The 22,852-nt window shown below is 66.1% G+C and carries 22 protein-coding genes; 7 read left to right on the top strand and 15 right to left on the bottom strand.

What is annotated here, in order from left to right; all coding sequences use genetic code 11:
* Positions 1 to 67: 67 nt before the first annotated feature.
* The gene (locus FCT00_RS09675; RefSeq protein ID WP_138422833.1) at positions 68 to 847 is read right to left on the bottom strand and encodes a gamma-glutamyl-gamma-aminobutyrate hydrolase family protein; all 780 of its coding nucleotides are present in this window, start codon (positions 845 to 847) and stop codon (positions 68 to 70) included.
* A gap of 102 nt (positions 848 to 949) precedes the next feature.
* Positions 950 to 2,005: an alpha/beta hydrolase gene (locus FCT00_RS09670; RefSeq protein WP_138422832.1), complete on the bottom strand. Its 1,056-nt coding sequence runs from the start codon at positions 2,003 to 2,005 to the stop codon at positions 950 to 952.
* 135 nt (positions 2,006 to 2,140) lie between these two features.
* Between FCT00_RS09670 and FCT00_RS09665 the strand changes: the two genes are divergently transcribed.
* Positions 2,141 to 2,536 (top strand): (R)-mandelonitrile lyase, encoded by a 396-nt coding sequence (locus FCT00_RS09665; protein WP_138422831.1) that lies wholly within the window; start codon positions 2,141 to 2,143, stop codon positions 2,534 to 2,536.
* 151 nt (positions 2,537 to 2,687) lie between these two features.
* On the opposite strand, the gene FCT00_RS09660 is transcribed toward FCT00_RS09665, so the two are convergent.
* The 3 genes from FCT00_RS09660 to FCT00_RS21600 form a co-directional block, all read right to left on the bottom strand.
* The gene (locus tag FCT00_RS09660) at positions 2,688 to 4,841 is read right to left on the bottom strand and encodes a malate synthase G (protein ID WP_138422830.1); all 2,154 of its coding nucleotides are present in this window, start codon (positions 4,839 to 4,841) and stop codon (positions 2,688 to 2,690) included.
* A 170-nt stretch (positions 4,842 to 5,011) separates the two neighbouring features.
* Positions 5,012 to 5,203 (bottom strand): hypothetical protein, encoded by a 192-nt coding sequence (locus tag FCT00_RS09655; protein ID WP_138422829.1) that lies wholly within the window; start codon positions 5,201 to 5,203, stop codon positions 5,012 to 5,014.
* A gap of 103 nt (positions 5,204 to 5,306) precedes the next feature.
* Positions 5,307 to 5,504 carry a hypothetical protein gene (locus FCT00_RS21600; protein WP_008327836.1) on the bottom strand — a complete coding sequence of 66 codons (198 nt, stop codon included), beginning with the start codon at positions 5,502 to 5,504 and terminating at the stop codon, positions 5,307 to 5,309.
* 113 nt (positions 5,505 to 5,617) lie between these two features.
* Here FCT00_RS21600 and pepN point away from each other — a divergent pair, with 113 nt between their 5' ends.
* The 3 genes from pepN to FCT00_RS09635 are packed head-to-tail and all read left to right on the top strand — an operon-like array spanning position 5,618 to position 9,913.
* Entirely contained in the window at positions 5,618 to 8,170 is a 2,553-nt protein-coding gene (gene pepN / locus FCT00_RS09645; RefSeq protein WP_138422828.1) for an aminopeptidase N, read from the top strand.
* A gap of 10 nt (positions 8,171 to 8,180) precedes the next feature.
* Positions 8,181 to 9,200 (top strand): hypothetical protein, encoded by a 1,020-nt coding sequence (locus FCT00_RS09640; protein ID WP_138422827.1) that lies wholly within the window; start codon positions 8,181 to 8,183, stop codon positions 9,198 to 9,200.
* A complete protein-coding gene (locus tag FCT00_RS09635; RefSeq protein WP_138422826.1) occupies positions 9,197 to 9,913 on the top strand; it encodes a gamma-glutamylcyclotransferase in 717 nt (238 codons plus the stop codon). The genes FCT00_RS09640 and FCT00_RS09635 overlap by 4 nt, the downstream gene beginning before the upstream one ends.
* A 66-nt stretch (positions 9,914 to 9,979) precedes the next feature.
* On the opposite strand, the gene FCT00_RS09630 is transcribed toward FCT00_RS09635, so the two are convergent.
* Together FCT00_RS09630 and FCT00_RS09625 are read right to left on the bottom strand one after the other, a co-directional pair.
* Positions 9,980 to 10,717 carry a dienelactone hydrolase family protein gene (locus FCT00_RS09630; RefSeq protein WP_138422825.1) on the bottom strand — a complete coding sequence of 246 codons (738 nt, stop codon included), beginning with the start codon at positions 10,715 to 10,717 and terminating at the stop codon, positions 9,980 to 9,982.
* 171 nt (positions 10,718 to 10,888) lie between these two features.
* Complete coding sequence (locus FCT00_RS09625; protein ID WP_138422824.1) at positions 10,889 to 11,494, bottom strand: transglycosylase SLT domain-containing protein; 606 nt, start codon at positions 11,492 to 11,494, stop codon at positions 10,889 to 10,891.
* A 340-nt stretch (positions 11,495 to 11,834) separates the two neighbouring features.
* Between FCT00_RS09625 and gatB the strand changes: the two genes are divergently transcribed.
* Positions 11,835 to 13,352: an Asp-tRNA(Asn)/Glu-tRNA(Gln) amidotransferase subunit GatB gene (gatB, locus tag FCT00_RS09620; protein WP_138422823.1), complete on the top strand. Its 1,518-nt coding sequence runs from the start codon at positions 11,835 to 11,837 to the stop codon at positions 13,350 to 13,352.
* A gap of 7 nt (positions 13,353 to 13,359) precedes the next feature.
* Here gatB and FCT00_RS09615 read toward each other — a convergent pair whose 3' ends face one another.
* Positions 13,360 to 13,797, bottom strand: a complete 438-nt coding sequence (locus FCT00_RS09615; RefSeq protein ID WP_138422822.1) for a hypothetical protein — start codon at positions 13,795 to 13,797, stop codon at positions 13,360 to 13,362.
* Positions 13,794 to 14,453: a SatD family protein gene (locus tag FCT00_RS09610; RefSeq protein ID WP_138422821.1), complete on the bottom strand. Its 660-nt coding sequence runs from the start codon at positions 14,451 to 14,453 to the stop codon at positions 13,794 to 13,796. The genes FCT00_RS09615 and FCT00_RS09610 overlap by 4 nt, the downstream gene beginning before the upstream one ends.
* 144 nt (positions 14,454 to 14,597) lie before the next feature.
* Here FCT00_RS09610 and FCT00_RS09605 point away from each other — a divergent pair, with 144 nt between their 5' ends.
* Complete coding sequence (locus FCT00_RS09605) at positions 14,598 to 15,854, top strand: MFS transporter (RefSeq protein WP_235888979.1); 1,257 nt, start codon at positions 14,598 to 14,600, stop codon at positions 15,852 to 15,854.
* Here the strand turns inward: FCT00_RS09605 and FCT00_RS09600 are convergent.
* The 4 genes from FCT00_RS09600 to FCT00_RS09585 form a co-directional block, all read right to left on the bottom strand.
* Positions 15,851 to 16,915 carry a glutathione S-transferase C-terminal domain-containing protein gene (locus FCT00_RS09600; RefSeq protein WP_138422820.1) on the bottom strand — a complete coding sequence of 355 codons (1,065 nt, stop codon included), beginning with the start codon at positions 16,913 to 16,915 and terminating at the stop codon, positions 15,851 to 15,853. The two genes, FCT00_RS09605 and FCT00_RS09600, sit on opposite strands and share 4 nt — an antisense overlap.
* Positions 16,875 to 17,459 carry a cell wall hydrolase gene (locus FCT00_RS09595; RefSeq protein ID WP_008327815.1) on the bottom strand — a complete coding sequence of 195 codons (585 nt, stop codon included), beginning with the start codon at positions 17,457 to 17,459 and terminating at the stop codon, positions 16,875 to 16,877. Before FCT00_RS09595 ends, FCT00_RS09600 begins: the two co-directional genes overlap by 41 nt.
* Before the next feature lie 114 nt (positions 17,460 to 17,573).
* Positions 17,574 to 18,614 (bottom strand): aldo/keto reductase, encoded by a 1,041-nt coding sequence (locus FCT00_RS09590; protein ID WP_138422819.1) that lies wholly within the window; start codon positions 18,612 to 18,614, stop codon positions 17,574 to 17,576.
* A gap of 153 nt (positions 18,615 to 18,767) precedes the next feature.
* Complete coding sequence (locus FCT00_RS09585) at positions 18,768 to 19,493, bottom strand: alpha/beta hydrolase (RefSeq protein ID WP_138422818.1); 726 nt, start codon at positions 19,491 to 19,493, stop codon at positions 18,768 to 18,770.
* 88 nt (positions 19,494 to 19,581) lie between these two features.
* On the opposite strand from FCT00_RS09585, the gene FCT00_RS09580 reads away from it, so the two are divergent.
* Complete coding sequence (locus FCT00_RS09580; protein ID WP_138422817.1) at positions 19,582 to 20,583, top strand: AraC family transcriptional regulator; 1,002 nt, start codon at positions 19,582 to 19,584, stop codon at positions 20,581 to 20,583.
* Between the two features lie 148 nt (positions 20,584 to 20,731).
* Here FCT00_RS09580 and FCT00_RS09575 read toward each other — a convergent pair whose 3' ends face one another.
* Positions 20,732 to 21,061 carry a zinc ribbon domain-containing protein YjdM gene (locus FCT00_RS09575; protein WP_138422816.1) on the bottom strand — a complete coding sequence of 110 codons (330 nt, stop codon included), beginning with the start codon at positions 21,059 to 21,061 and terminating at the stop codon, positions 20,732 to 20,734.
* A gap of 55 nt (positions 21,062 to 21,116) precedes the next feature.
* Positions 21,117 to 22,628: an acetyl-CoA hydrolase/transferase family protein gene (locus FCT00_RS09570; RefSeq protein WP_138423294.1), complete on the bottom strand. Its 1,512-nt coding sequence runs from the start codon at positions 22,626 to 22,628 to the stop codon at positions 21,117 to 21,119.
* Positions 22,629 to 22,852: the final 224 nt, after the last annotated feature.

Raw genomic sequence — 22,852 nt, 5'->3', positions numbered from 1 at the left:
TGCCCGCGCGCCGCAGCGCGTGCGAATGCCGGATCAAGATCACGAAACGAAAAGCCCTGGTCCCGCGTCAGACCGCTTTCAGCACCGGCTGCGGCCGCTTGCCATCCGCCCAGGCGCGCGCGGCCAAGCCGAACGCCTCGAACAGCGGGCGCGAGACCGGATCGTTGGCCGCGTTGTATTCCGGGTGCCATTGCACGGCGAGCGTGAAGCCGGGCGCATCCTTGATGTAGATCGCTTCCGGCGTGCCGTCGTCGGCATGGCCGTCGATCACCACCCGCGCGCCGGGCGTCTTGATGCCCTGCCCGTGCAGCGTGTTCGTCATGACCTTCGCCGCACCCATCAACTGATGAAACACACCGCCCTCGGTGAAGGTGACGGCATGGCGGATCGCGAACTTCTCTTCCAGCGTGCCGTCCGGGGGCATCCGGTGGTTCATCCGGCCCGGAAGATCGCGGATCTCCGGGTAGAGCGAGCCACCCATGGCCACGTTGACCTCCTGAAACCCGCGACAGACACCCAGAAACGGCTGCCCCGCCTCGACGCAGGCCCGCACGAGCGGCAGGGTGATCGCATCGCGATTGCGGTCGAACGCGCCATGCGCGGCGGTCTCTTCCTCGCCGTATTCCTCGGGGTGCACGTTCGGACGCCCGCCGGTCAGCAGGAAGCCGTCGAAGGTCTCCAGCAATTCCTCGACGCTGACCAGCGCCGGATCGGCCGGAATGAGGAGCGGTATGCCCCCCGAAACCTCGGCCACCGCCGTCGAATTCATGATCCCCCCAAGGTGAATGGGGAAGCTCTCGTTCAAAAGGCCTTGGTTGCCGATGATGCCGATCTTGGGCCGGGTCATGTTGGTCCTGTTCGCGTTTGATGCAAACCTAGCCTTTTGGACCCAGCAGGAAAAGAGGCGGATCGCCGCGCCGCCGCAGAGCGGCTGTGCACGCCGCCCGCGTCACATGCTGGCGAGGAAGTCGTGGAACGCCGCATCGAAGGCCGCGGGCTGTTCGAGATAGGGCGAATGCCCGCAATCCGCGAGCACGACACGCTCCACCCGACCGCCGCCCGCCTCATAGGCCGCGAGCGCCGCCTCGGTCTGCGCGATCATCGGCTGCGGCGGGAACACATCGGCCCCCGGCCAGCCCGGCACCGCGCCGACGCTGCCCAGCGTGCCGAGATCGAAGAGCGACCCGTCCGCGACCACCTGATCGTCCGCGCCCCGCAGCCACAGGATCGGCACCGTCGCCCCCGACGTGGTGAAGCCCAACGGATCGGCCTGATGGATCGGGGCCAGCGCGTTGATCGGCCCCAGCTTGCCCGGCGCGACGCCCGGCCAATTGTCCGACGTCACCATGTCGCCCGGATAGTCGGCCTCGCCCACATGCTGCGCCAGTGCCGAGGTGAGGATGTCCTCGATCCGCTCCGGCACGAAAGGCGGCTTCCACACGAAGGCGTTGAGCACGTTGCGCATGTGGTTCGGCGTCTCGTCGCCCCGGTCCTGCGCCTTCATCAGCGCGATCAGGTCCGGGTTCACCGCCCCGCCGCCCGAGCCTGCGTTGTCGGGGAAACAGGGTGTGCCGTCCAGCTTGCAGCCACCGAAGCCCTGCGGTGCGCCGGGGCAGACCTGGGTGAGCGACAGCACGCGCCCCGGATGATCGGCCAGCATCTGCCAGAGCACCGCACCGCCCAGGCTATGGCCCACCATATGCGCGCCCGTCACCCCGAGCGCATCCATCAGCGCCGCGAGATCGTCCGCGAAATCGCGCATCCCCCGCGTCGCATCCACCTTGGCCGCCGGGTCCGCCTCGCCATAGGCCCGCAGGTCCGGGGCGATGGCGCGGTAACCCTCGGGCAGACGCAGCATGGTCTCTTCCCACCACGTCGCCGCCGACAGGTTCCCGTGCACGAAGATCACCGGCACGCCATCCTCGGGCCCGGCGAAGAGCACGCGGGTCTCCAAACGGTCGCTCGCCACGCGGCGCGCCTCGGTGATTGTCGGGATCTGGGTCATGGCGTCTCTCCTCCTGCTGTGGCGACACAGTCCTGCGCGGCGGCGCGATCCGCAACTCCGCAAAAACACGTAGGACGGCGGTTGCCTGCCGGCGCGCGGCGCGGCACGCTCCTCGCGAACGCAACGGAGGCCCCCATGAAAATCACCCGCGCAGGCGAAACCCCGTCCCGCATCGGTCCCGCCGACTGGTTTACCGGCCGCGTGCGCATGGACCCGCTCTTCACCGCCGAAGACCCGGGCCGCGCCGGCGGCACGCTCGTCACCTTCGAACCGGGCGCGCGCACCGCGTGGCACACCCACCCGGCGGGCCAGACCATCGTCGTCACGCAAGGTGTCGGGCGCGCACAGCGCGCGGGCGGTCCCGTGGAAATCATCCGCCCCGGCGATGTCGTCCGCTTCGAGCCGGGGGAAAAGCACTGGCACGGCGCCGGCCCCGACACGGGGATGAGCCATATCGCGGTGCAGGAAACCGTCGGAGGGAGTGCCGTGACCTGGCTCGAACATGTCAGCGACGCCGACTACGCGGGCTGACCGGGTCCTTCTCTGGTCTCCAAATACCTCGGGGGTGGTCATGTTTGCCCGGCAAACATGACCTTGGGGGCAGCGCCCCCGACCGCCGCGCCCAAAGGCGCGGCTTGCAAAGCGTGCGAGGCGCCTGCGCCTCGCACTCCGCCAGATCGCCTCAGCCGGTCAGCGACGCCTTCAACTCCCGCCGTCTGCGGTGCAGCACCGGCTCGGTATAGCCGGAGGGCTGGATGCGCCCCTTGAAGACGAGGTCGCAGGCCGCCTGAAACGCGATCCCGTCGAAATCCGGCGCCATCGGGCGATAAAGCGGATCGCCCGCGTTCTGACGATCCACGACACCGGCCATCTTGCGCATCGCCGCCATCACTTCGCCCTGACTGACCACGCCGTGATGCAGCCAGTTCGCCAACGCCTGCGACGAGATCCGGCAGGTCGCACGGTCCTCCATCAGGCCGACGTCGTGGATATCGGGCACCTTGGAGCAGCCGACACCCTGATCGATCCAGCGCACCACGTAGCCCAGAATGCCCTGCGCGTTGTTCTCGATCTCTTTGCGAATGTCCTCGTCCGACCAGTTCTGTCCGTCCGCCACCGGAATGGTCAGCAGCTCGTCCAGCGTGCCGCGCGCACCGCCCGCCGCGATCTCGTCCTGCACGGCGGCCACATTTACTTTGTGGTAATGCGTGGCGTGCAGGGTCGCGGCGGTGGGCGACGGCACCCAGGCGCAGTTGGCGCCCGCTTTCGGATGGCCGATCTTGGCCTCCAGCATGTCCGCCATCCGGTCCGGCATGGCCCACATGCCCTTGCCGATCTGCGCCTTGCCCTTCAACCCGCAGGCCAGCCCGATATCGACGTTGCGTTCCTCATAGGCCCGGATCCAGTCGGTGTTCTTCATCTCGCCCTTGCGGATCATCGGGCCCGCTTCCATCGCGGTGTGGATTTCGTCCCCGGTCCGGTCGAGAAAGCCGGTGTTGATGAAGGCCACGCGGTGTTTCGCGGCGCGGATACAGGCCCTGAGGTTCACGCTCGTGCGCCGTTCCTCGTCCATGATGCCCAGCTTCACGGTGTATCGCGGCAGGCCGAGCACCTCTTCGACGCGGGTGAACAGTTCGTCCGCGAAAGCCACCTCTTCCGGCCCGTGCATCTTGGGCTTCACCACGTAGAACGATCCGTGGGACGAATTCGCCTTACGCTCCAGATCGTGCATCGAGGCGAGGGTCGTCATCATGGCGTCCATGATGCCCTCGAAAATCTCGTCCCCGTTCGCATCCAGAATGGCCGGGTTCGTCATCAGATGGCCGACGTTGCGCACGAGCATCAGCGCCCGCCCCTTCAGCGTCAGCGTTCCCCCATCGGGCGTGGTGTAGCTGCTGTCGGGGTTGAGCGCGCGGGTGAAGGTTTCGCCGCCCTTGGTCACCTCCTCCTTCAGCGTGCCTTTCATCAGGCCCAGCCAGTTGTCATAGGCCAGCGCCTTGTCCTCGGCATCGACGCAGGCGACCGAGTCCTCGCAATCCATGATCGCGGACATGGCGCTTTCCAGCCAGATGTCGGAAATCCCAGCCGGGTCCTGCCTGCCCACGTCCGACGTGGGATCGACGAGGATTTCCAGATGCATCCCGTTCACGCGCAGGATCACCTGAAGGTCGCACAACTCGCTCGAAAATCCGACGAACTGGGCCGGATCGGCCAGGCCGGTCTCGCCCATGGCCCCGTTCACGAGAAGCATCCGGTTCTTCACTTCGAGCGACGTGACATCGGCCCACGATCCGCCCGCGAGCGGTGCCACATCGTCCAGATGCGCCTTGACCCATGCGATCACCCGTGCACCACGTTCGGGGTCATAGCCTTTGCCCGTGGGCAGGTCGCCCAGCGCGTCGGTGCCGTAAAGCGCGTCGTAAAGCGACCCCCAGCGCGCATTGGCCGCGTTCAGGGCATAGCGCGCATTGGTGATCGGCACCACGAGCTGCGGCCCGGCGATCGTCGCGATCTCGGGGTCCACATTGGCGGTTTCGACCCGGAAATCATCGCCTTCGGGCAGCAGATAGCCGATCTCTTCCAGAAAGGCGCGGTAGGCCTGCGGATCGAAGGCTTCACCTCTGTGGGCCACGTGCCAAGCGTCGATTTTGCCCTGAAGCTGTTCCCGCTTGTCCAGAAACGCCCGGTTCTTCGGCGTCAGATCCTCGACGATCTTGGCGAATCCGCGCCAGAAGTCGTCGACCTTGACCCCGGTGCCCGGCAAGGCCCGCGCCTCGACGAACAACGCGATTTCCGGTGCGATTTTCAGACCGAATTGCTGCACCCGCCGTTCCATGGCGCCTCCTGACGAATTGAGTTCGGGGTTGGGCCATAGCCCTTTGCCACCAATAGGAAAAAAGTTTCCTATAGGCAACAAGCGGTCGGAAAAGGCTTGAAAAAAAGGCGTCGCCCCGGCCAAGGGGAAGCCTCGGGCCGGGGCGACGGGTCGCTCGCGTGCTGCGCCCGTTATTCCACGGGCGTGCCCGTCGCGTCGGTCGTCTCCTCGCTTGCCGCCGCGGGCGCATCGGCGCGGTCGATGGTCGCATAGGTGATCGCGGCCCCCATGATGAGACCGATCAGAACCGCGAGCGCGATGCCGACAAGGGCCGGCGCGTGGCGGCGTTCTTCGCGTTCGAGGCTGGTATCGGGTGCAGACATCTGAAGTTCTCCATTATTTCTGGTAAGGCGGCCAGCGTCCGTCACGGCCCTTGTCCGGCGGACCAGTCCGCGCACTGGTTAACGCTCTGATCGTGCAAGCGGCCTAGGGCGTAAGGGACCGCGTCCCAGCATTCAGGCTTTCCTCCGGCAACACGATCAGATCGGTGTCGCTGGCTTCGAGCCAGGCATAGGTCGCGACCGCTCCACCGATCACGAGCGCACTTGCGTAGAGCATGGGTTTGAGGCGGTCCGCCGGGCTATGCGGTGCATCACTTTCCGGTCTGACACTTTGCATCGGCATGGTCTTGTCCTCCGGGACAATGGGCTCATGGCGGCACGTGGTTGTGACCCGCCTCTTGGAGGACTAACGTCGCCCCGACGCAAACTGTTCAAATCCTCCCGAAAAGGTGAGCCATGAAAGACGCGAGCCCGCAGACGATCTACCTGACCGACTACACCCCGCCGACCTATCTGGTGGATCAGGTCGACCTGACGTTCCGGCTGTCCCCGAACGCCACGCGCGTGATCTCCCGCATCGCGTTCCGCCCCAACCCGGACGCGGTGTCGAAGCGGTTTTTCCTGCATGGCGAGGAGCTTACGCACATAAGTTCAAGCATCGACGGAACCCCGGTCACGCTGCGCGAGGTCGAGGGCGGCATCGAGGTCGACGTGCCGGACGCGCCTTTTACGTGGGAGGCCGAGGTCGAAATCGCCCCCGCCGCCAACACCGCGCTCGAGGGGCTTTACATGTCCAACGGCATGTATTGCACCCAGTGCGAGGCCGAGGGGTTCCGCAAGATCACGTGGTATCCCGACCGTCCCGACGTCATGGCCCCGTTCAAGGTGCGCATCGAAGGCGACGAACCGGTGATGCTGTCGAACGGCAACCCGACCGGGTCCGGCGACGGCTGGACGGAATGGACCGATCCGTGGCCCAAGCCGGCCTATCTCTTCGCACTGGTCGCGGGCGATCTGGTCGCGCGTGAGGACAGCTTCACCACCATGTCGGGCAAGCACGTCGACCTGAAGCTCTGGGTCCGTCCGGGGGATGAGGGCAAGACGGCCTTCGGGATGGAGGCGCTCAAGAAGTCGATGAAGTGGGACGAGGATGTCTATGGCCGCGAATACGACCTCGACATTTTCCAGATCGTCGCGGTGTCAGACTTCAACATGGGCGCGATGGAGAACAAGGGGCTGAACATCTTCAACACCTCCGCCGTGCTGTGTTCGCCCGAAACCTCCACGGACGCGAATTTCGAGCGGATCGAGGCGATCATCGCGCATGAGTATTTCCACAACTGGACCGGCAACCGCATCACCTGCCGCGACTGGTTCCAGCTCTCGCTGAAAGAAGGGCTGACGGTGTTCCGGGATCAATCGTTCTCGGCCGACATGCGGTCCCCGTCCGTCTGCCGGATCTCCGACGTGCTGTCTCTGCGCGGGCGGCAGTTCCGTGAGGACAACGGACCGCTCGCCCATCAGGTCCAGCCCGACAGCTTCGTCGAAATCAACAACTTCTACACCTCGACGATCTACGAAAAGGGGGCCGAGGTCATTCGGATGCTCAAGACGCTCGTGGGCGACGAGGGCTACAAAAAGGCGCTCGACCTCTATTTCGACCGCCACGACGGGCAGGCCTGCACCATCGACGACTGGCTCACGGTGTTTCAGGATGCGACCGGGCGCGATCTCGGCCAGTTCAAACGCTGGTACAAGCAGGCGGGCACGCCGCGTCTGCGGGTCAGCGAGGATTGGAACAACGGCACCTATCAACTGACCTTCACGCAAACGACCCCGCCCACACCCGGTCAGGAGGTGAAGGAACCCTTCGTCATCCCCATCGCGGTCGGTCTCATAGGCCCGAACGGGGACGAAGTGGTCGGGACGCAGGTGCTTGAGATGACCCAAGGCACCCAGACCTTCACCTTCGACGGTCTCGCCGCCAAACCCGTGCCCTCGATCCTGCGCGGCTTCTCGGCCCCCGTGATCCTCGAGCGCGAGACGAGCGCGCAGGAACGCGCCTTCCTGCTCGCCAACGACACGGACGAGTTCAACCGGTGGGAAGCGGGACGTTCGCTCGCCAAGGAAGTACTCACGGCCCTCATCACCGGCAAGGACGCACCGCAGGCGATCTATTTCGACGCCCTCGCCTCGGTCCTGCGCGAGGATCACACCGACCCCGACTTCCGCGCCCTCGCCCTCGCCATTCCGAGCGCGGACGACATGGCGCAGACGTTGTTCGATTCCGGCGTCACCCCGGACCCGGACGTGATCCACGACGCGACCGAAACGCTCAAGCAATCGCGCGCCGAATACTTTCAGGATATGCTGCCCCGGCTCATGTCGGAAATGACGGTGACCGAACCTTTCGCACCGACCCATGAACAGGCGGGCAAGCGGGCGCTGGGGCATGGCATCCTGCAAATGCTCACCCGTCTCGACGGCGGCAAGGCGGCACAGGCGCTGTTCGACCGGGCGGACAACATGACCCTTTCGCTGGGCGCACTGGCCTGCCTCCTGAATGCGGGCAAGGCCGACGCGGCGCTGGCCACGTTCCGCGACAAGTGGCAGGACGACGCGCTCGTCATGGACAAGTGGTTCATGCTTCAGGTGGCCCATGCCGACCCCGACAAGGCGGCCGAGACCGTGACCAGACTGACGCAAGACCCGGCCTTCACCATGAAGAACCCGAACCGCTTCCGCTCGGTCTTCGGTGCCTTCGCGGGTCATCCGGCGGGCTTTCACCAGAAGGACGGGTCGGGCTACCGCCTGCTTGCCGACTGGCTCATCAAGCTCGACCCGATCAATCCGCAGATCACCGCCCGCATGTCCGGCGCGTTCGAGACGTGGAAGCGGTACGATGGCGACCGCCAGAGCCTGATCGCGGATCAGCTCGACCGTATTCTCGCCACGCCCGGCCTCAGCCGGGACACGACCGAGATGATAAGCCGGATCCGGGGGGCCTGACGCGATGCGGATGCTCCGGTCCCTGTTCGGCCGGACCGCACAGCCGGACAAACCGGACAAGGTGGTCATCTACCGGCCCGTCTCGGCGGTCGGGATCGGGCATCTGCTGTTTTCGTCGGCGGTCTACGGCGCGCTCGCCCGGCAGAACGGCGCGCGCTTTGTCGTGACGGCGAAAGGGACCGTGTTCGACAAGGGCGACGACGGGGCCGACTTTTTCTCGAATTACCTCGTCCCGGCCTGGTCCGACGATTTCGACGTTTCGCTCGGCCATGCGCCGATCCACGCGGCCCTGGCCGGAGACGCGCATCCGCCGGCCTCCGCCGCCATCGTCGGGCGCAAGGACGCGATCCAGCGCCCCGGGCGCGAGTTTCCGGACCTCAAGACAGCGGATTTCATCGACCGATGGGACGATGACGCGATGACGCCAAGGGCGCTCGCCCCCTATGCCCTTCTTTATGTGGATTCGGTCGTGCCGGAGCGGGAACCGACCCGGTCCCTGCCCCGCATCGCGCCGATCTTCGCCCCGCATCCGCGCATCGTCGAACTCGCCAAAGCCGCCGTGCCGCATGACGCCTATGTCGCCGTGCACCTGCGCCACGGCAATGGCGAACATCTGCACGGGCGGACCGAAGGCACCGACGCGGCCTTCGCCGCCTACCTCGAAACGGTGGCCGCCCTCGCCCGCGACCGGGCCAGCGCCGCCGGGATCGGCCAGACGGTCTGTCTGAGCGACAATTTCGAGACCGCGCAAAGGCTGGCCGACCTGACCGGCGGCACGGCCCTGTCGCCCGACGACCTGCCCGACCGAGCGCATCGCGAGTTTCTGAGCGAAAGCGAAAACGACGACGTGCGCACGGCCCGGCTGACCCGGTTGCTGGTCGATCTGACGATCCTCGGGCGCGCGACGCGCATCGTCGGGGGGCATTCGCTGTTCTGCCATGCCGCCGCGCTCTGGGGCGATCCGGGCCGCCTGACGCTGGTCAATCCCGACGGCAGCACTGCCGGGTTCGGGGAGCTTCCCGGCCCATGACCGACCCGTTCCGTCACCACCCCGGTCTGCGCGACCAGATCCGTCCGGCGGAGGAATCGTTCTTTCGCGACCTCGACGTGGACGAGATCCACAGGCACGTTCTGGCCACGGGCGGCGACCCCAACTGGCGTACGCCTGATGACCTGCGCGAAGCGAACCGTCGGGCGGTGCTGGAGGGGCATCTGGACGACGACATCTGGGTCTTCGCCTACGGCTCGCTGATGTGGGACCCGGCGATGATCTTTGCCGAAGTGCGCCGCGCCCATGCGCCGGACTTCGCGCGCACCTTCTGCATGTGGGATGACGGCGGGCGCGGCTCGCCCGAACAACCCGGCCTGATGCTGGGCATCGATGCGGGCGCGGGCTGTGACGGGCTGGTCTTTCGGATCGAACGTGACCGGATCGAGCACGAGACCTTCGTGCTGTTCCGGCGTGAGATGATCGCGGAGGGCTACGTGCCGACCTGGTCGATGATGTCCACCGATCACGGCCCGGTCGAGGCCCTGTCGTTCGTCGCCGACCACGCGGCAGAGAATATCCGCCCCGGTATCCCGCTGGACGAGCAGGCCCGCATGATCGCCGTCGCCGAGGGTCTTCTGGGCACCAACTTCGCCTATCTCGACAACATGCACACGCATTTGTCGGCGCTGAACGTGTCCGATCCCTATGTCGACGACCTGTTCGCCCGCGTCACGGCGCTACGCGGCGGCTGAACATGAAAATGCACGACCACCCGTCGGGGCGGCCGTGCACTTCGCAACGCGACGAGGCGTGCCTTGTCAGCCCGAAACGCTTTCGGACAGGAAGCCTTTGAACGCCTCCCACGACGCCGTGTCGGCGCGTTCCTGATAGCGGTCGGAGCCGAATACGGTGAACGCGTGCGGCGCGTTCGAGTGGACCTCGATCGTATAGGTGTTGCCCGCGGCCTCCATCTCGGTCGCGAAGCCCGCGACGTCTTCCATCGTGATCGACGTATCGGCGCCGCCGTGGAACACCATGATCGGCGGCTCGTCGCCATCCCACGACTGGCCCTCGGGCGTGCCGAGACCGCCGTGGAACGTGGCGAACCCGTTCGCCATGTCCGCCATGTCGCTGCGCGCCATTTCAAGCGTCACGGCACCCCCGAAGCAATAGCCGGCGACGACCATGCCCTGCGCATCCGACTGCGCGCGGGCCTGCGCCACGCCCGCCTCGATCAAGCTGCGCATCCGGTCGCGGTCCTGATACAGCGCGCCCGTGGCCGCGATGCGGTGATCCATCGTCTCGGTCGGGGTGTCGTTGCCGAACATATCCAGCGCGAAGGCGTCGTAGCCCATCTCGGCCAGCATGTCGGCGCGCTGCCGTTCGTAATCGGTCATGCCGTCCCAATCGTGGACGATCAGGACGAGGCCCTTGGGCGCCTCGGCGGCGGCGAAATAACCGGTGAAGGTCTCACCATCGACCGTGTATTCGACATCTTCGGCAACGGCGGGCGCGGCCAGCATGGCGGCGGCGAGTGTGAGTGAAACGAAACGCATATGTCCTCCACATATTTGAGTTTTCTGCGGGGCATACGCGCGGGGCGCGCGATATGGATCACTTCCGGGGCCGCGCGGACGGTCGAAACGCCCGCAGGCAGCAATCCGAACGAAAAGGGCGCCCACCCGTTTCAGGTGAGCGCCCGACTTCACTGCCCGATTATTCGGGGATCAGCTCGCGCAATAGTTCTGAGCGCGGGTCCAGTTTATCATGTCTTCGCGTTTGACGCGGGTGTGGAACGGGCCCCAGTCGGCGGCCACGCCGCGCATACCGGCGCTCACCACACCGTCGCGGGCCACGGTCTTGTTCATGATACGCACGGCGCAGGACAGGTTCAGGTTGCCGTCCTTCAGCGCCTCGCCCGACCGGGCCTCGCAGCCGTAGAGCCGCGCGGTCGACGGTGCGATCTGCACCAGACCGAACCAGCGACCGCCGCCACCGACGGCGGACTGGCGCCAGGTGCTTTCATGCTTGGCCAGCGTCGACAGAAGCCCGGTCCAGAACGCCTTGCGTCCGTCTAGGTTCGCGGTGCGGTATCCAGGGCACCAGGTGTCGATGTCACCCGGAATGATCGCGGTCAGGTTGGTGCCATGGCTATCCAACGCATTCATGGTGGTCGCGGTCCACGCAGCACCATTCGGCGAATGGTCCCAGCGCATCGTCAGTTCGACATCGGCGTTGCTCTTCGACGAGAACACTTCTTCGATGTTCATTTCGGCGCAACCCGTGAGTGCGAGTGCGGCCAGCCCTCCCATGAGTACGGTCTTCAGTCCCATGTAACTTTCCGTCCATTGTTTCGGCTCCCGCGAGAAACGCGATTTGGGCGGTTCCAGCAATCCGGGTTCCATGACTGCACGGGAAATGGGCAGAATCCCGCCGCTCCACTTGTGGAAGACCCCCAGATATGGGGATTTCGCCACAATCGCCCCCTAAACTGACCCCTTCGATTTCACGGACGGTTTACCTTTGCGCGAGCGCGGCGAACCGCGCAGACCCCCGATTCTCTCCGAGTCTCGGTGCGCGCCGCCCCCCTTTACCGGCGCTGCGGCAAGCCGAACTTGTCTCCGCCACGCCCCTGTCCTAGAAGGCGTCGATAGACCGATTTAGGAGCCTGCAATGCTCGACCATCTTGCCTTCGAGACCCCGAAACCCACCGTCATCGCCGGTGCGCGCGAGGACTGGGAACTCGTCATCGGGATGGAGGTGCACGCGCAGGTGTCGTCCAAGGCCAAGCTGTTCTCGGGCGCCTCAACGCAATTCGGCGCGGAACCCAACGCCAACGTCGCCTTCGTGGATGCCGCCATGCCGGGGATGCTGCCGGTCATCAACGAATTCTGCGTCGAACAGGCGGTGCGCACGGGTCTGGGCCTCAAGGCCGAGATCAACCTGTTCTCCACCTTCGACCGCAAGAACTACTTCTATCCCGACCTGCCGCAGGGCTACCAGATTTCGCAGCTTTACCACCCGATCGTGGGCGAGGGCGAAATCATCGTGGACATGGGGCCGGGCATCGCCCGCCGCGTGCGCATCGAGCGCATCCATCTGGAACAGGACGCGGGCAAGTCGATTCACGACATGGACCCCTCGATGTCCTTCGTGGACCTGAACCGCACCGGCGTCGCGCTGATGGAGATCGTCAGCCGCCCCGACATCCGCGGCCCGGAAGAGGCGGCGGCCTATGTCACCAAGCTGCGCCAGATCCTGCGCTATTTGGGCACCTGCGACGGCAACATGCAGAACGGCAATCTGCGGGCCGACGTGAACGTGTCGGTCTGCCGCCCCGGTCAGTATGAAAAATACATGGAAACGCAGGACTTCAGCCATCTCGGCACGCGCTGCGAGATCAAGAACATGAACTCCATGCGCTTCATTCAGGCCGCCATCGATTATGAGGCGCGCCGCCAGATCGCCATTGTCGAGGACGGGGGCGAGGTTGTGCAGGAAACGCGGCTGTACGATCCCGACAAGAACGAAACCCGCTCTATGCGGTCCAAGGAAGAGGCGCATGATTACCGCTACTTCCCCTGCCCCGACCTTCTGCCGCTCGAGATCGAGCAGGCTTGGGTCGACGGGATCAAAGCCACGCTTCCCGAACTGCCGGACGAGAAAAAGGCGCGGTTCGTCAAGGACTTCGGCCTGTCCGAATACGATGCGGGCGTGCTGACGGCGGACACCACCAACGCAAGCTTCTTCGAAGAAGTCGTCGCGACCGCCGGTGACGGCAAGGGCGCGGCGAACTGGGTCATCAACGAGCTGTTCGGTCGCTTGAAGAAAGACGACCGCGACATCGCCGACAGCCCGATCAGCCCGGCCCGCCTTGGCCAGATCGTCGCGCTCATCAAGAAGGGCGACATTTCCGGCAAGATCGGCAAGGACGTGTTCGAGATCGCCTATACGCAGGATCGCGACCCGGAAGAGATCGTGGAAACCGAAGGCATGAAGCAGGTCACCGACACCGGCGCCATCGAAACGGCGGTGGACGAGGTGATCGCGGCCAACCCCGATCAGGTCGAAAAGGCCAAGCAGAACCCGAAACTCGCAGGCTGGTTCGTTGGTCAGGTGATGAAAGCCACGGGCGGCAAGGCCAACCCCAAGGCTGTGAACGAGATCGTGGCGGCGAAGCTGGGGCTGTGACCCCAGCCTAGCCCGCCGAAATTCCGAGCAAGATCAATAGCTTCGCACGCAGACCGACGCCCAGCGTCGCGTCGTAGCCGAGCCATGCCACCGCGACGAGGATCGTCCAGAACAGGCTGCACAGCGAGCCGACGAGGAAGTATTCCGCGAAGGTCTTGTCGTTCAGTTCCTTGAACCGGGACACGGATTTCAGCGCGATCACGGCGGCTAGGATTTCCCACCGCTGGATCAGCACGCCGCCCGCCATGATGAGCCGTTCGAGCGACCCGATCACCCGGCCTGCGCGGGCCGTGTCGGCCTCGCCCTCCGGTGTCGCGGGCGCCTCCGTCGCCACGGGTTTCAGCCCCGTCAGTCTCAGAAGCCAGCGACAGGCAAGGTTTCCGCCCCAGCTCAACAGGACCAGCGCGACAAGCGAATAGGCCGCCCCGTGCAGGATGTCGATCATGCCGTGCCCTCCCCGTCGATGGCGTCCAGCGCGGCCTCGACCGCCGCCCATTGCATCGTGTAGGCGTCATAGTCGCCCGCGCTGCGCACCTTATAGACCGAATGCACCGTCACGCCACGCCGCCCGGCGATTACCTCGACCGTTTGCCCGTCGAGCAGCGCCTCGATGTCTTCGCGCTGCCGGTCGGTCCAGTCGCGTTCGATGACGGCAAGGCCCGCGCCGATGGCCTCCAGCAACCGTTCGGTCATCGCGTCCTCCAACAGCGTGAAGCGATAGGTCAGCCCCGGTTTCTTCTCGTCCAGCGTTTCGCGTGCCCGTGCCAGCCCCGGCCCCATCATGTTCCACGCCTTTTCGCGGTTCACCGGAGTCTCGATCCGCGCCTGCCCTATGACGAAACGACAGTCGATCCCCTTGGCCATGAGCGTGAAGCGCAGGTGGCGCGCCAGCCGCGCGGCTTCGGCCAGCGACCCGAGTAGCCCCTGAAATTCGTCCCCGAGCGTGATGGTCAGAGGCGATACGATGGCGTTCTTGGCCCGCGCATTCGCGGCCTCGACGGCCGCGTTGAAGGCGGCGTGAAGCGCCTCCGGTGCGGGCGCGGCTTCGCTGCGCACCAGATCGCCCATCACCACGGCATATATGTCGGCGTCGTTTTCCATAATTGGGTCAATTCTGCAATGTAACCAATTTTGGGTCAATAATGAAATTGACCCGGTTTCGGACCACGCGCGGGCCGCGCCGCCCGACCGATCCATCCCCAGCGGTTCACCGTAACAGCCACACGCAACGACGAGAGCAGATCCTTGGCCCGCACCCTCTCCCCCACCCGCGATTACTGGCGCGTCGGTTTTCTCGCCATGGCGCTCGCCACGGCGTCGATCCCGATCTACATCCATCTGCCCAGCTTCGCGGCGTCGCGCCTGGGCCTGACCCTCGGGCAGGTCGGCACCATCCTGCTTGCGATCCGCATGGTCGACTTCCTCCAAGACCCGCTTCTGGGCTGGATGACCGACCGCTATTCGCACCGCATCGCACGGCTGGCGAGCGCGGGGCTGATCGCCCTTTCGGTCGGCAGCCTCATGGTCTTCGCCATCGCGCCCATCGGCCCCGTGGCGCTTTGGCTGGTGGCGGGCCTCCTGGTGACATTCACCGGCTACAGCCTCGGCACCATCCTGCTTTACGGCCAGAGCGCGACCTTCGCCGCGAACGCCACCCCGAACGAGCAACTCAACCTGTCGGGCGTGCGCGAAATGGGGGTGCTGATCGGCGTCACGCTCGGCGCGGCGGGCCCGACGCTGCTCGCGGGATTCTCGGACGCCGATCAGGGCTATGCCCCTTTCGGCATCGCCATCGCGCTCCTCGCCCTCGCCGCCCTTCTCGTCTCGGCCCCGCTTTGGGCCAAGGCACAACCAAAAAACATGCGCCTCGACTGGTCCGGTATCATCGGGTCGGGCGCAGGTTGGCTCCTCGCGCTCGCCTTCGTCAACAACCTGCCCGTCGCCGTCACCTCGACCCTGTTCCTGTTCTTCGTCGAGGATCGGCTGGCGCTGCCCGCCATGGCCGGCCCTTTCCTTATCCTCTTCTTCGTGGCCGCAGGCGTCAGCGCCCCGTTCTGGAGCCGCATCACGCAACGCCTCGGCGCGCGCCGGGTGCTGCCCGTGTCCATGACGCTGGCCATCGTCAGTTTCATCGGCGCGTTCCTGTTGCCCGAAGGCGCGACGGCGGCCTTCGCGCTCATCTGTCTGGCCTCCGGTGTCGCGCTGGGCGCGGACATGGTGATCCTGTCCGCGCTCTTCGCCGCCAACCTGCAACGCGCGGGGCGGCAGGCGGGTCAGGCCTTCGGGCTGTGGAACTTCTCGACCAAGGCCACGCTCGCCATCGCCGCCGGGGTCGTTCTGCCGTTCCTGCAAAGCGCGGGCTACGAGCCGGGTGAGACGAACAGCGCCGACGCGCTCGCCGCACTTAACATGAGCTACGCGCTTTTGCCCTGCGCGCTCAAGATCCTCGCCATCGCGCTGGTCCTCATCATGCCCGGCCGCATCCTCGACACCCGCAGTTAACGGGCGAGCTCCGGGTGCGCGTAGGCCTCGGGATAGGGCATCGGCGCGAACGGCCCAAGCGGCACGGTGCGGTTCCACGAGCGACCGAAATAGCCCTGACGGCAATGGGTGAGCGACCCGGCCTCGGCCACGCCCGGAAGTGCATGAACCCGGCACAGCCAGCGCCACAGATGCGGGTAGTCGAGGATGCGCGCACCGTTCAGTTTCATTCGCAGATAATAGACCGGATCGTGCCGGAACAGCGTCGGGAAAAGCCGCAGATCGGCCTCGGTGAACCGGTCACCCGTCAGGAATGCACGCCCGTCCGACAGCCGCGCGTCGAGCGTCGCCAGCATGTCGAAATAAGCCCTGAACGCCTCGGCATAGACCGCTTGATCCGACGAAAACCCGGCCTTGTAGGCCCCGTTGTTGATCGCGGCGTATATGTCGGCATTCAGCCCGTCGATCTCATCCGCCAGACCCTTGGGATAGAGGTCCGGCGCATCCGATGCGCCGAGCGGCCCGGCCTGCGCGTTCAACATGCGCAGGATCTCGGCGCTCTCGTTGTTCACGATCCGGCCCGCCCGCTTGTCGTAGAGCAGCGGCAGCGACTGCTCCTCGGACCCTTCGGCGCGGTAGATGTCCTTGGCCAGCCGCAGACCCCGCCCGGTCCCGGTCTCGGCCGTGCATTCCGGCAGCGTCGCCCCCGTCAGGCTCGCCACCCGGCGCGGCGCGAACTCCCACAGGCCACCGCCGTCAGGATCATCCTCCTCGGTCCGGTTGGGAAAGGCCACGTCCATGCTGATCGCGGCCATCAGCCCCAGAACGCTGCGCGCCAGCACGACCCGGTGACACCACGGGCAGTTGAGCGCGACGAACAGATGATAGCGACCGGGTTCGGCCGGAAACGCCGCATCGCCGATGGCGTGGCGAAATCCGCTGACCCCGCGCACGAATTCGCCCCCGGCCCGGCGCTCGGCAGCGCCCGACTGGTCCTCTTCGACCGAATTGTCCGTGATCCTGCCGCCCGAGATGACGCGCCTACCGCCCGAACAGGCGACCCAGAAGGCCCTTGCGCTCACGCGGGGCGTTCATCGCGACATAGGTTTCGCCGCCGCCCGTCAGCCCCTCGACATTGGCGAGAGGCGTGGGCTGCGTCACCAGCGATGGGTCACGTTTTTCGTAAAACGCGTTCCCGCCCGCCGAGGCGACGTAATGCATGTTGTTGTAGTTCGCGCGGTAATACTGCGCGTGGAAGAAGCGGGCGTTGGCGACATTGGGGTGCCGTTCGCCGCCAAGCACGGATGAGGCCGCCTCGGACACCCGCGCGACCGAGGCTTCCTCGGTCATCTTCTTGGTCATCACCCCCGGCGCGAACTGGCCCCGCTGGCCGACCACGCCGCAGACATCGTTCGGGAACGCGTCAGACGCGACCCGGTTCATCACCACGCTGCCGACCGCCACCATGCCGTCCCGGCTCGACCGGTTCGACTCGAAATACATCGCGCGCGCCATGCATTCGTGGTCTTTCGTGCTGAAAGACGTGGTGTTGCGCTTGGCGCATCCCGAAACGGTCGCCGCCGCGACCACCAACGCCACCGTTCCCGTCCACCGGATCACACGCATGGAGAAACCTTCGTCACTGTCCCTTTGGCGCGAAGAATACCCATCCGGGGGCCTGAAAATCAAGGCTGCGATGCCTTTCACGCGGCGCGGTCACCCCGCCGGGCACGATCCCGCCTATCGGTATTCGTCCTCGATGAGGCCCCGACGATAGGCCGACTGCTGCGCGATCATCCAGTGCGGGTATTCCATCGGCAGCTCCGTCACCTTGCCCAGCGCATCCAAATCGTCGCCGCTCAGCTCGACATCCACCGCGCCAAGGTTGTCGGTCAACTGCTCCACCCGCTTGGCCCCGACCAGAACGCTGGTCACCACCGGCTGATGCAACAGCCACGCAAGCGCGACCTGCGCGACGGTGCAGCCCTTGGCCTCGGCGATCCCGCGCATGACCTCGATCGCGTCATAGGCGCGGTCCTTGTCGATGGGGGGAAAGTCGAAACTGGCCCGCCGACCTTCCGCCGTCTTGCCGTCCCGGTCGAACTTGCCCGACAGGAACCCGCCCGCCAGCGGGCTCCACACCATGAGCCCCACGTTCATCGCCTGAAGCGCGGGCACGATTTCCCGTTCCAGATCGCGCCCGGCCAGCGTGTAATAGGCCTGAAGCGACACGATGGGCGCGAGCCTGCGCGCCTCGGCCACCCCCACGGCCTGCGCGATCTGCCAGGCCGCCCAATTCGACAAGCCGACATAACGCACATGCCCATGGCGCACGAGCATATCCAGCGCCTCCAGCGTCTCCTCGACCGGGGTCGCCGGATCGACGCCATGCAACTGGTAAAGGTCGATATGGTCCATCTGAAGCCGTCCGAGGCTCGCCTTGACCTGATCGAGGATATGGCCCCGCGACGCTCCGCGCGCATTCGGCCCTTCGCCCATCTGACCATGCACCTTGGTGGCGATCACCACCTCATCGCGCGGCACGCCGAGGTTGCGGATCGCCTGCCCGAGGATTTCTTCGGACCGGCCCCCGGCATAGACATTGGCGGTGTCATAGAAATTCACCCCCGCTTCATGCGCGGTCCTGACCAGCGCATCGGCCTCGTCCTGACCGAGCTGTCCGATCTGGCCCCACATATCGTTGGACCCGCCAAAGGTCATGGTGCCGAGACACAGCTCGGAAACGAAGAGGCCGCTGTGGCCGAGCCGGCGATACCGCATGGGGTTTCCTTTCACGGATGGAACGCCCCAACCTTGCACGCCCCGGCCCCGGAATTGCAACGCCGTCCGGCCCGCCAAACCGGGCTGCCGCCTTCGGACCTCTCGTATCGTGGGGGCGCGGGAGGTCCGGCCCCCGCGCCCCCGCCGCTCGGATCAGTCCCGTCCGGCCCGCAGGATCGCGTCCGCCAGCCCCTCGGGGTCGGTGAAACAGGCCTCGTGCGAGCCGCCGGTGGTCACCAGCCGGAACAGTCCCAGCTTTTCCGACAGACGCGGGTGCCACGGCATCGAATGCGGCAGCGCCGTATCCTCGACGCAGAGCACGTAGGACTTGCCGATCTCCATCTCGGCCGGGTTCTTCGAAAGCGAAATCGCGTCGGTGAAGGTGGCATAGGGATGCGGGTTCAGCATCGCGAAGGTTTCTTCCGCCCGCGCGAGATCCGCATCGTTGATGAACGCTTCGCGCCAGATCGGAAAGGGCAGCATCACGGTGTTGTCCGCGCTGGCCTGCGACACCCCATCGAACAGCGCCACGTAATGCGGCGGCACCATGTCGTTCAGGCATTCACCGTCGTTCGGCACGAAGGCGTTCCAGTAGACCAGCCGCCGAAGCCGCTCGGGCACCCGGTCCGCCACCCCGGTGATGACCATCCCGCCATAGCTGTGACCCAAAAGCACGACATCGCGCAGGTCGTGGTCGTCGAGATAGGCCACGATCGACCCGATCGCCGCGTCCAGCCCCACGTCCTTGGACCCTCCGGGCAGGTTCCCGGCGATCGTCGGCAGATGCACCTCGTGCCCCGCCGCACGGATCGGGGCCGCCACCGGCTCCAGCAGATCGCCCGTGTGCCAGGCCCCGTGAACCAAAACATAAACCGCCATATCGTCCTCCCTTGATGATCCGGGCCGCGCTTGCGTCGCAGCCCCGTTCGGCGCAGCATGACCCTACGTGGGAGGAGGAACCACGACCATGGACACACGCGACGAAACCTGTGCCACAGGCGACGGACCGCGCCGGTGGGACTGGCGCGACGTCGGTGCGAGCGACGCCTTCGCCTATTACCGCGAAGGGGTCTGCGCGGCCTTCATGCCGCTCGCCGCCGAACTCGGGCGCGACCGGCACGCGGGCTTCCGCTTCGCCATCGCCTCGCACGACGTGGGCGGCGCCGTTCTGAACCATGTCCGCGCCAGCGCCCACACGGTGACCAAGGGCGCGCGGGAACTCGCCGCTTCGCCCGCCGAATGTTACTACCTCAACCTGCAACTCACCGGCGTCTGCCGCATCCGCCAGAACGGGGGCGAAATCGCGCTCCAGCGCGGCGATCTCGGTCTGTTCACCTCCGAGGCGATGGAGCTGCGTCATGACGAGGCCCCCGATCTCGCCGTCGCCTCGCTCATGGTGCCGAAATCGGCGCTGGACGCCCGGTTGTCCGAGCGCCGCACGCGCTTCGACGGGCGGCCAAAGGCCCTGTCGCTGAACCCCGCCCTCGGCGCCCTGGCGGCGGACAGCGCGGCCGCCCTGCTTGCGGCCCTCACGCAAGGCGCGCCCGCGCGCGCCGAACGGCTGCAATCGATCCTGCTCGACCTGACCGTCGAGGCCATGACACCGGACGATGCTGCCCCGGCCACCCGCGCCGCCACGCACCGCGCCCGCATCCTCACCGCCCTGCGCCGCCGCGCCTGCGACCCCGATTTCGACCTCGCCGCCTGCGCCGATGCCACAGCCCTCACCCCCCGCGCGATCCAGCGCGCTCTCGCGCAGACCGGCGATACGTTTTCGGACCTGCTCACCGACACCCGGCTCGCCACCGCGCGCCGCCTGCTCGCCGATCCGGCCCGCGCCCACCTGCCGATCGCGACGCTTGCCGCCGACGCGGGCTTTCGCGACCCGTCCCATTTCGGCCGCCTCTTCGCGACCCGCATGGGCACCAGCCCCGGCGCCTGGCGCAAAGCGCAGACGACCCGCCACTGACCCGTCTCTTCTTCGTTTCCGGAAACCTCGGGGGTGGGCTTCATTTGCGGGCAAATGAGGCCTAGGGGGCTGGCCCCCTCACCGCTTCAAATCGCACGCGATTTGAAGCTTATGACGCGCGGGCGGCCCCGCCGCCCGCTCCGCTCGCTCAGTCGGACACTTTCTTCACGAAGGCGGACTTGAGCCCCATCTGCCCGATCCCCGGCACCTTGCAGTCGATGTCGTGATCGCCCGCCACCAGCCGGATGCCGCGCACCTTTGTCCCGACCTTCACGACCGAGGACGACCCTTTGACCTTCAAGTCCTTGATGACCGTCACGGTGTCGCCATCCGCCAGCACGTTGCCCACGCTGTCGCGCACCACCGCTTCGGCCTCGGGCGTCCATTCGTGGCCGCATTCGGGGCAGACGAGCAGCGCGTCCATCTCATAGGTGAAGGTCGAGGCGCAGTCGGGGCACGGGGGCAGGTGATCGGTCATGCGCCCGCCTACCCTGCCCGCCGACCCGGCGCCAGTGCGAATTGGACCATTCGGTTCACCCCGGTCGCATGTCCCCGGTCTCGATGAACCGCTGGTGCCAGCTCAGGCTTTCGGACGGAAGCTGCGGGGTCTGCAACCCATAGGCCCCGGCCCGCGCCCGGTCGTAGTAATCCTGCAAGCCGTCGCGGTAGTCGGGATGCGCGCAATTCGCGATGATCGCCTCGGCGCGCTTCTTGGGCGAAAGCCCCCTCAGGTCCGCGAGCCCCTGTTCGGTCACGATCACCTGCACGTCCTGCGTGATGTGGTCCACATGGCTCGCCTGCGGCACGATGGTCGAGATTTTGCCGCCTTTTGCGGTCGAAGGGCTGAGGAAGAACGACAGGTAGGCGTTGCGCGCGAAATCCCCGCTCCCGCCGATGCCGTTCATGATCCGGCTGCCCATCACCAGTGTCGAGTTGATGTTGCCGTAGATATCCGCCTCGATCATCCCGTTCATGCTGATGACGCCCAGCCGCCGGATGACCTCGGGGTGGTTGGAAATCTCGGTCGTGCGCAGGATCACCTTGTCGCGGTATTCGTCGAGACCCGCCCAGAACCGCTTGGCCCCCTCCGGGCTGAGCGACAGCGCGGTGGTCGAACAACTCAAAAGCTTGCCACTGTCCAAAAGGTCCAGCATCCCGTCCTGAAGCACCTCGGTATAGGCGCGCAGCCCTTCGAAACGGCTCATCCTGAGCCCGTCGAGCACCGCGTTGGCCACGTTGCCGACCCCGGATTGCAGGGGGAGCAGCCCCGGACCCATCCGGCCCGCCTTCACCTCGTGCTCCAGAAAGTCGACGATCAGCCCGGCGATGGCGCGCGAGCCGTCGTCGATCGGCGTGAACGGCGTGTTGCGGTCCGGCAGATCGGTCAGGACGATGCCCGCCACCTTCGCCGGGTCGCATTTAAACGTGGTCTGCCCGATCCGGTCGTCCGCATGGGTCATCGGGATCGGCACCCGGTTGGGCGGCAGCGCCGTGCCGTAATAGATGTCGTGCATCCCCTCGAGCCGCATGTCGTGCCACGCGTTCACTTCGAGGATCACCTTGTCCGCACATTCGATCCAGGTCTTGTTGTTGCCCACGCTGGTCGCGGGGATGAGCGAGCCGTCCGGCTTGATCCCGGTCACCTCGATCACCGCGACGTCCAGCTTGCCGAAGAACCCCTCCCACACCATTGGCGCGACGTGACTGAGGTGCATGTCGAGATAGTCGATCTCGCCCCGGTTGATCTTTTCGCGCCCCACGGGGTCCGAGTTGTAGGGCAGCCGGTATTCGACGGCATCGGCCCGACTGAGCGCGCCGTCGAGTTCCGGCCCCGTGCTCGCCCCGGTCCACAGCTTGATGCGAAACGCCTCTCCCGCCGCGTGGGCCGCGTCGATCCGGGCTGCGAGCGCGGGGGGGATCGCCTTGGGATAGCCCGAGCCGGTGAAACCCGACATCCCCACCGTATCGCCGGGGCGTATGAGCGCCGCCGCCTCGTCCGCAGACATGACCCTGTCCTTCAGGCCCGCATGCCTGATCCGTTCCATCGCCGTCACGGGTATTCTCCTTGTTCGCGCTTACCAAAGGTCTCGCGCAGCCTGCCCCGAACCATGCAGCGGGGCCGTGACCTGAATCAAATGCCGGCCTGTGCATGGTGCAGTTTACGTTTCGTCACGAAAGGAGACATCACCGGGGCGCCAAAGGTCGAACGGCCCGGACACAGCCCACAAGTCACCCGCCGCCCCCGCTGCCAGCACCGACCCCATGTTCC

Source organism: Maritimibacter alexandrii, from assembly GCF_005871115.1.
In the GTDB taxonomy this organism is placed as follows: domain Bacteria; phylum Pseudomonadota; class Alphaproteobacteria; order Rhodobacterales; family Rhodobacteraceae; genus Maritimibacter; species Maritimibacter alkaliphilus.
This window is presented reverse-complemented; position numbering and strand designations above follow the sequence as displayed.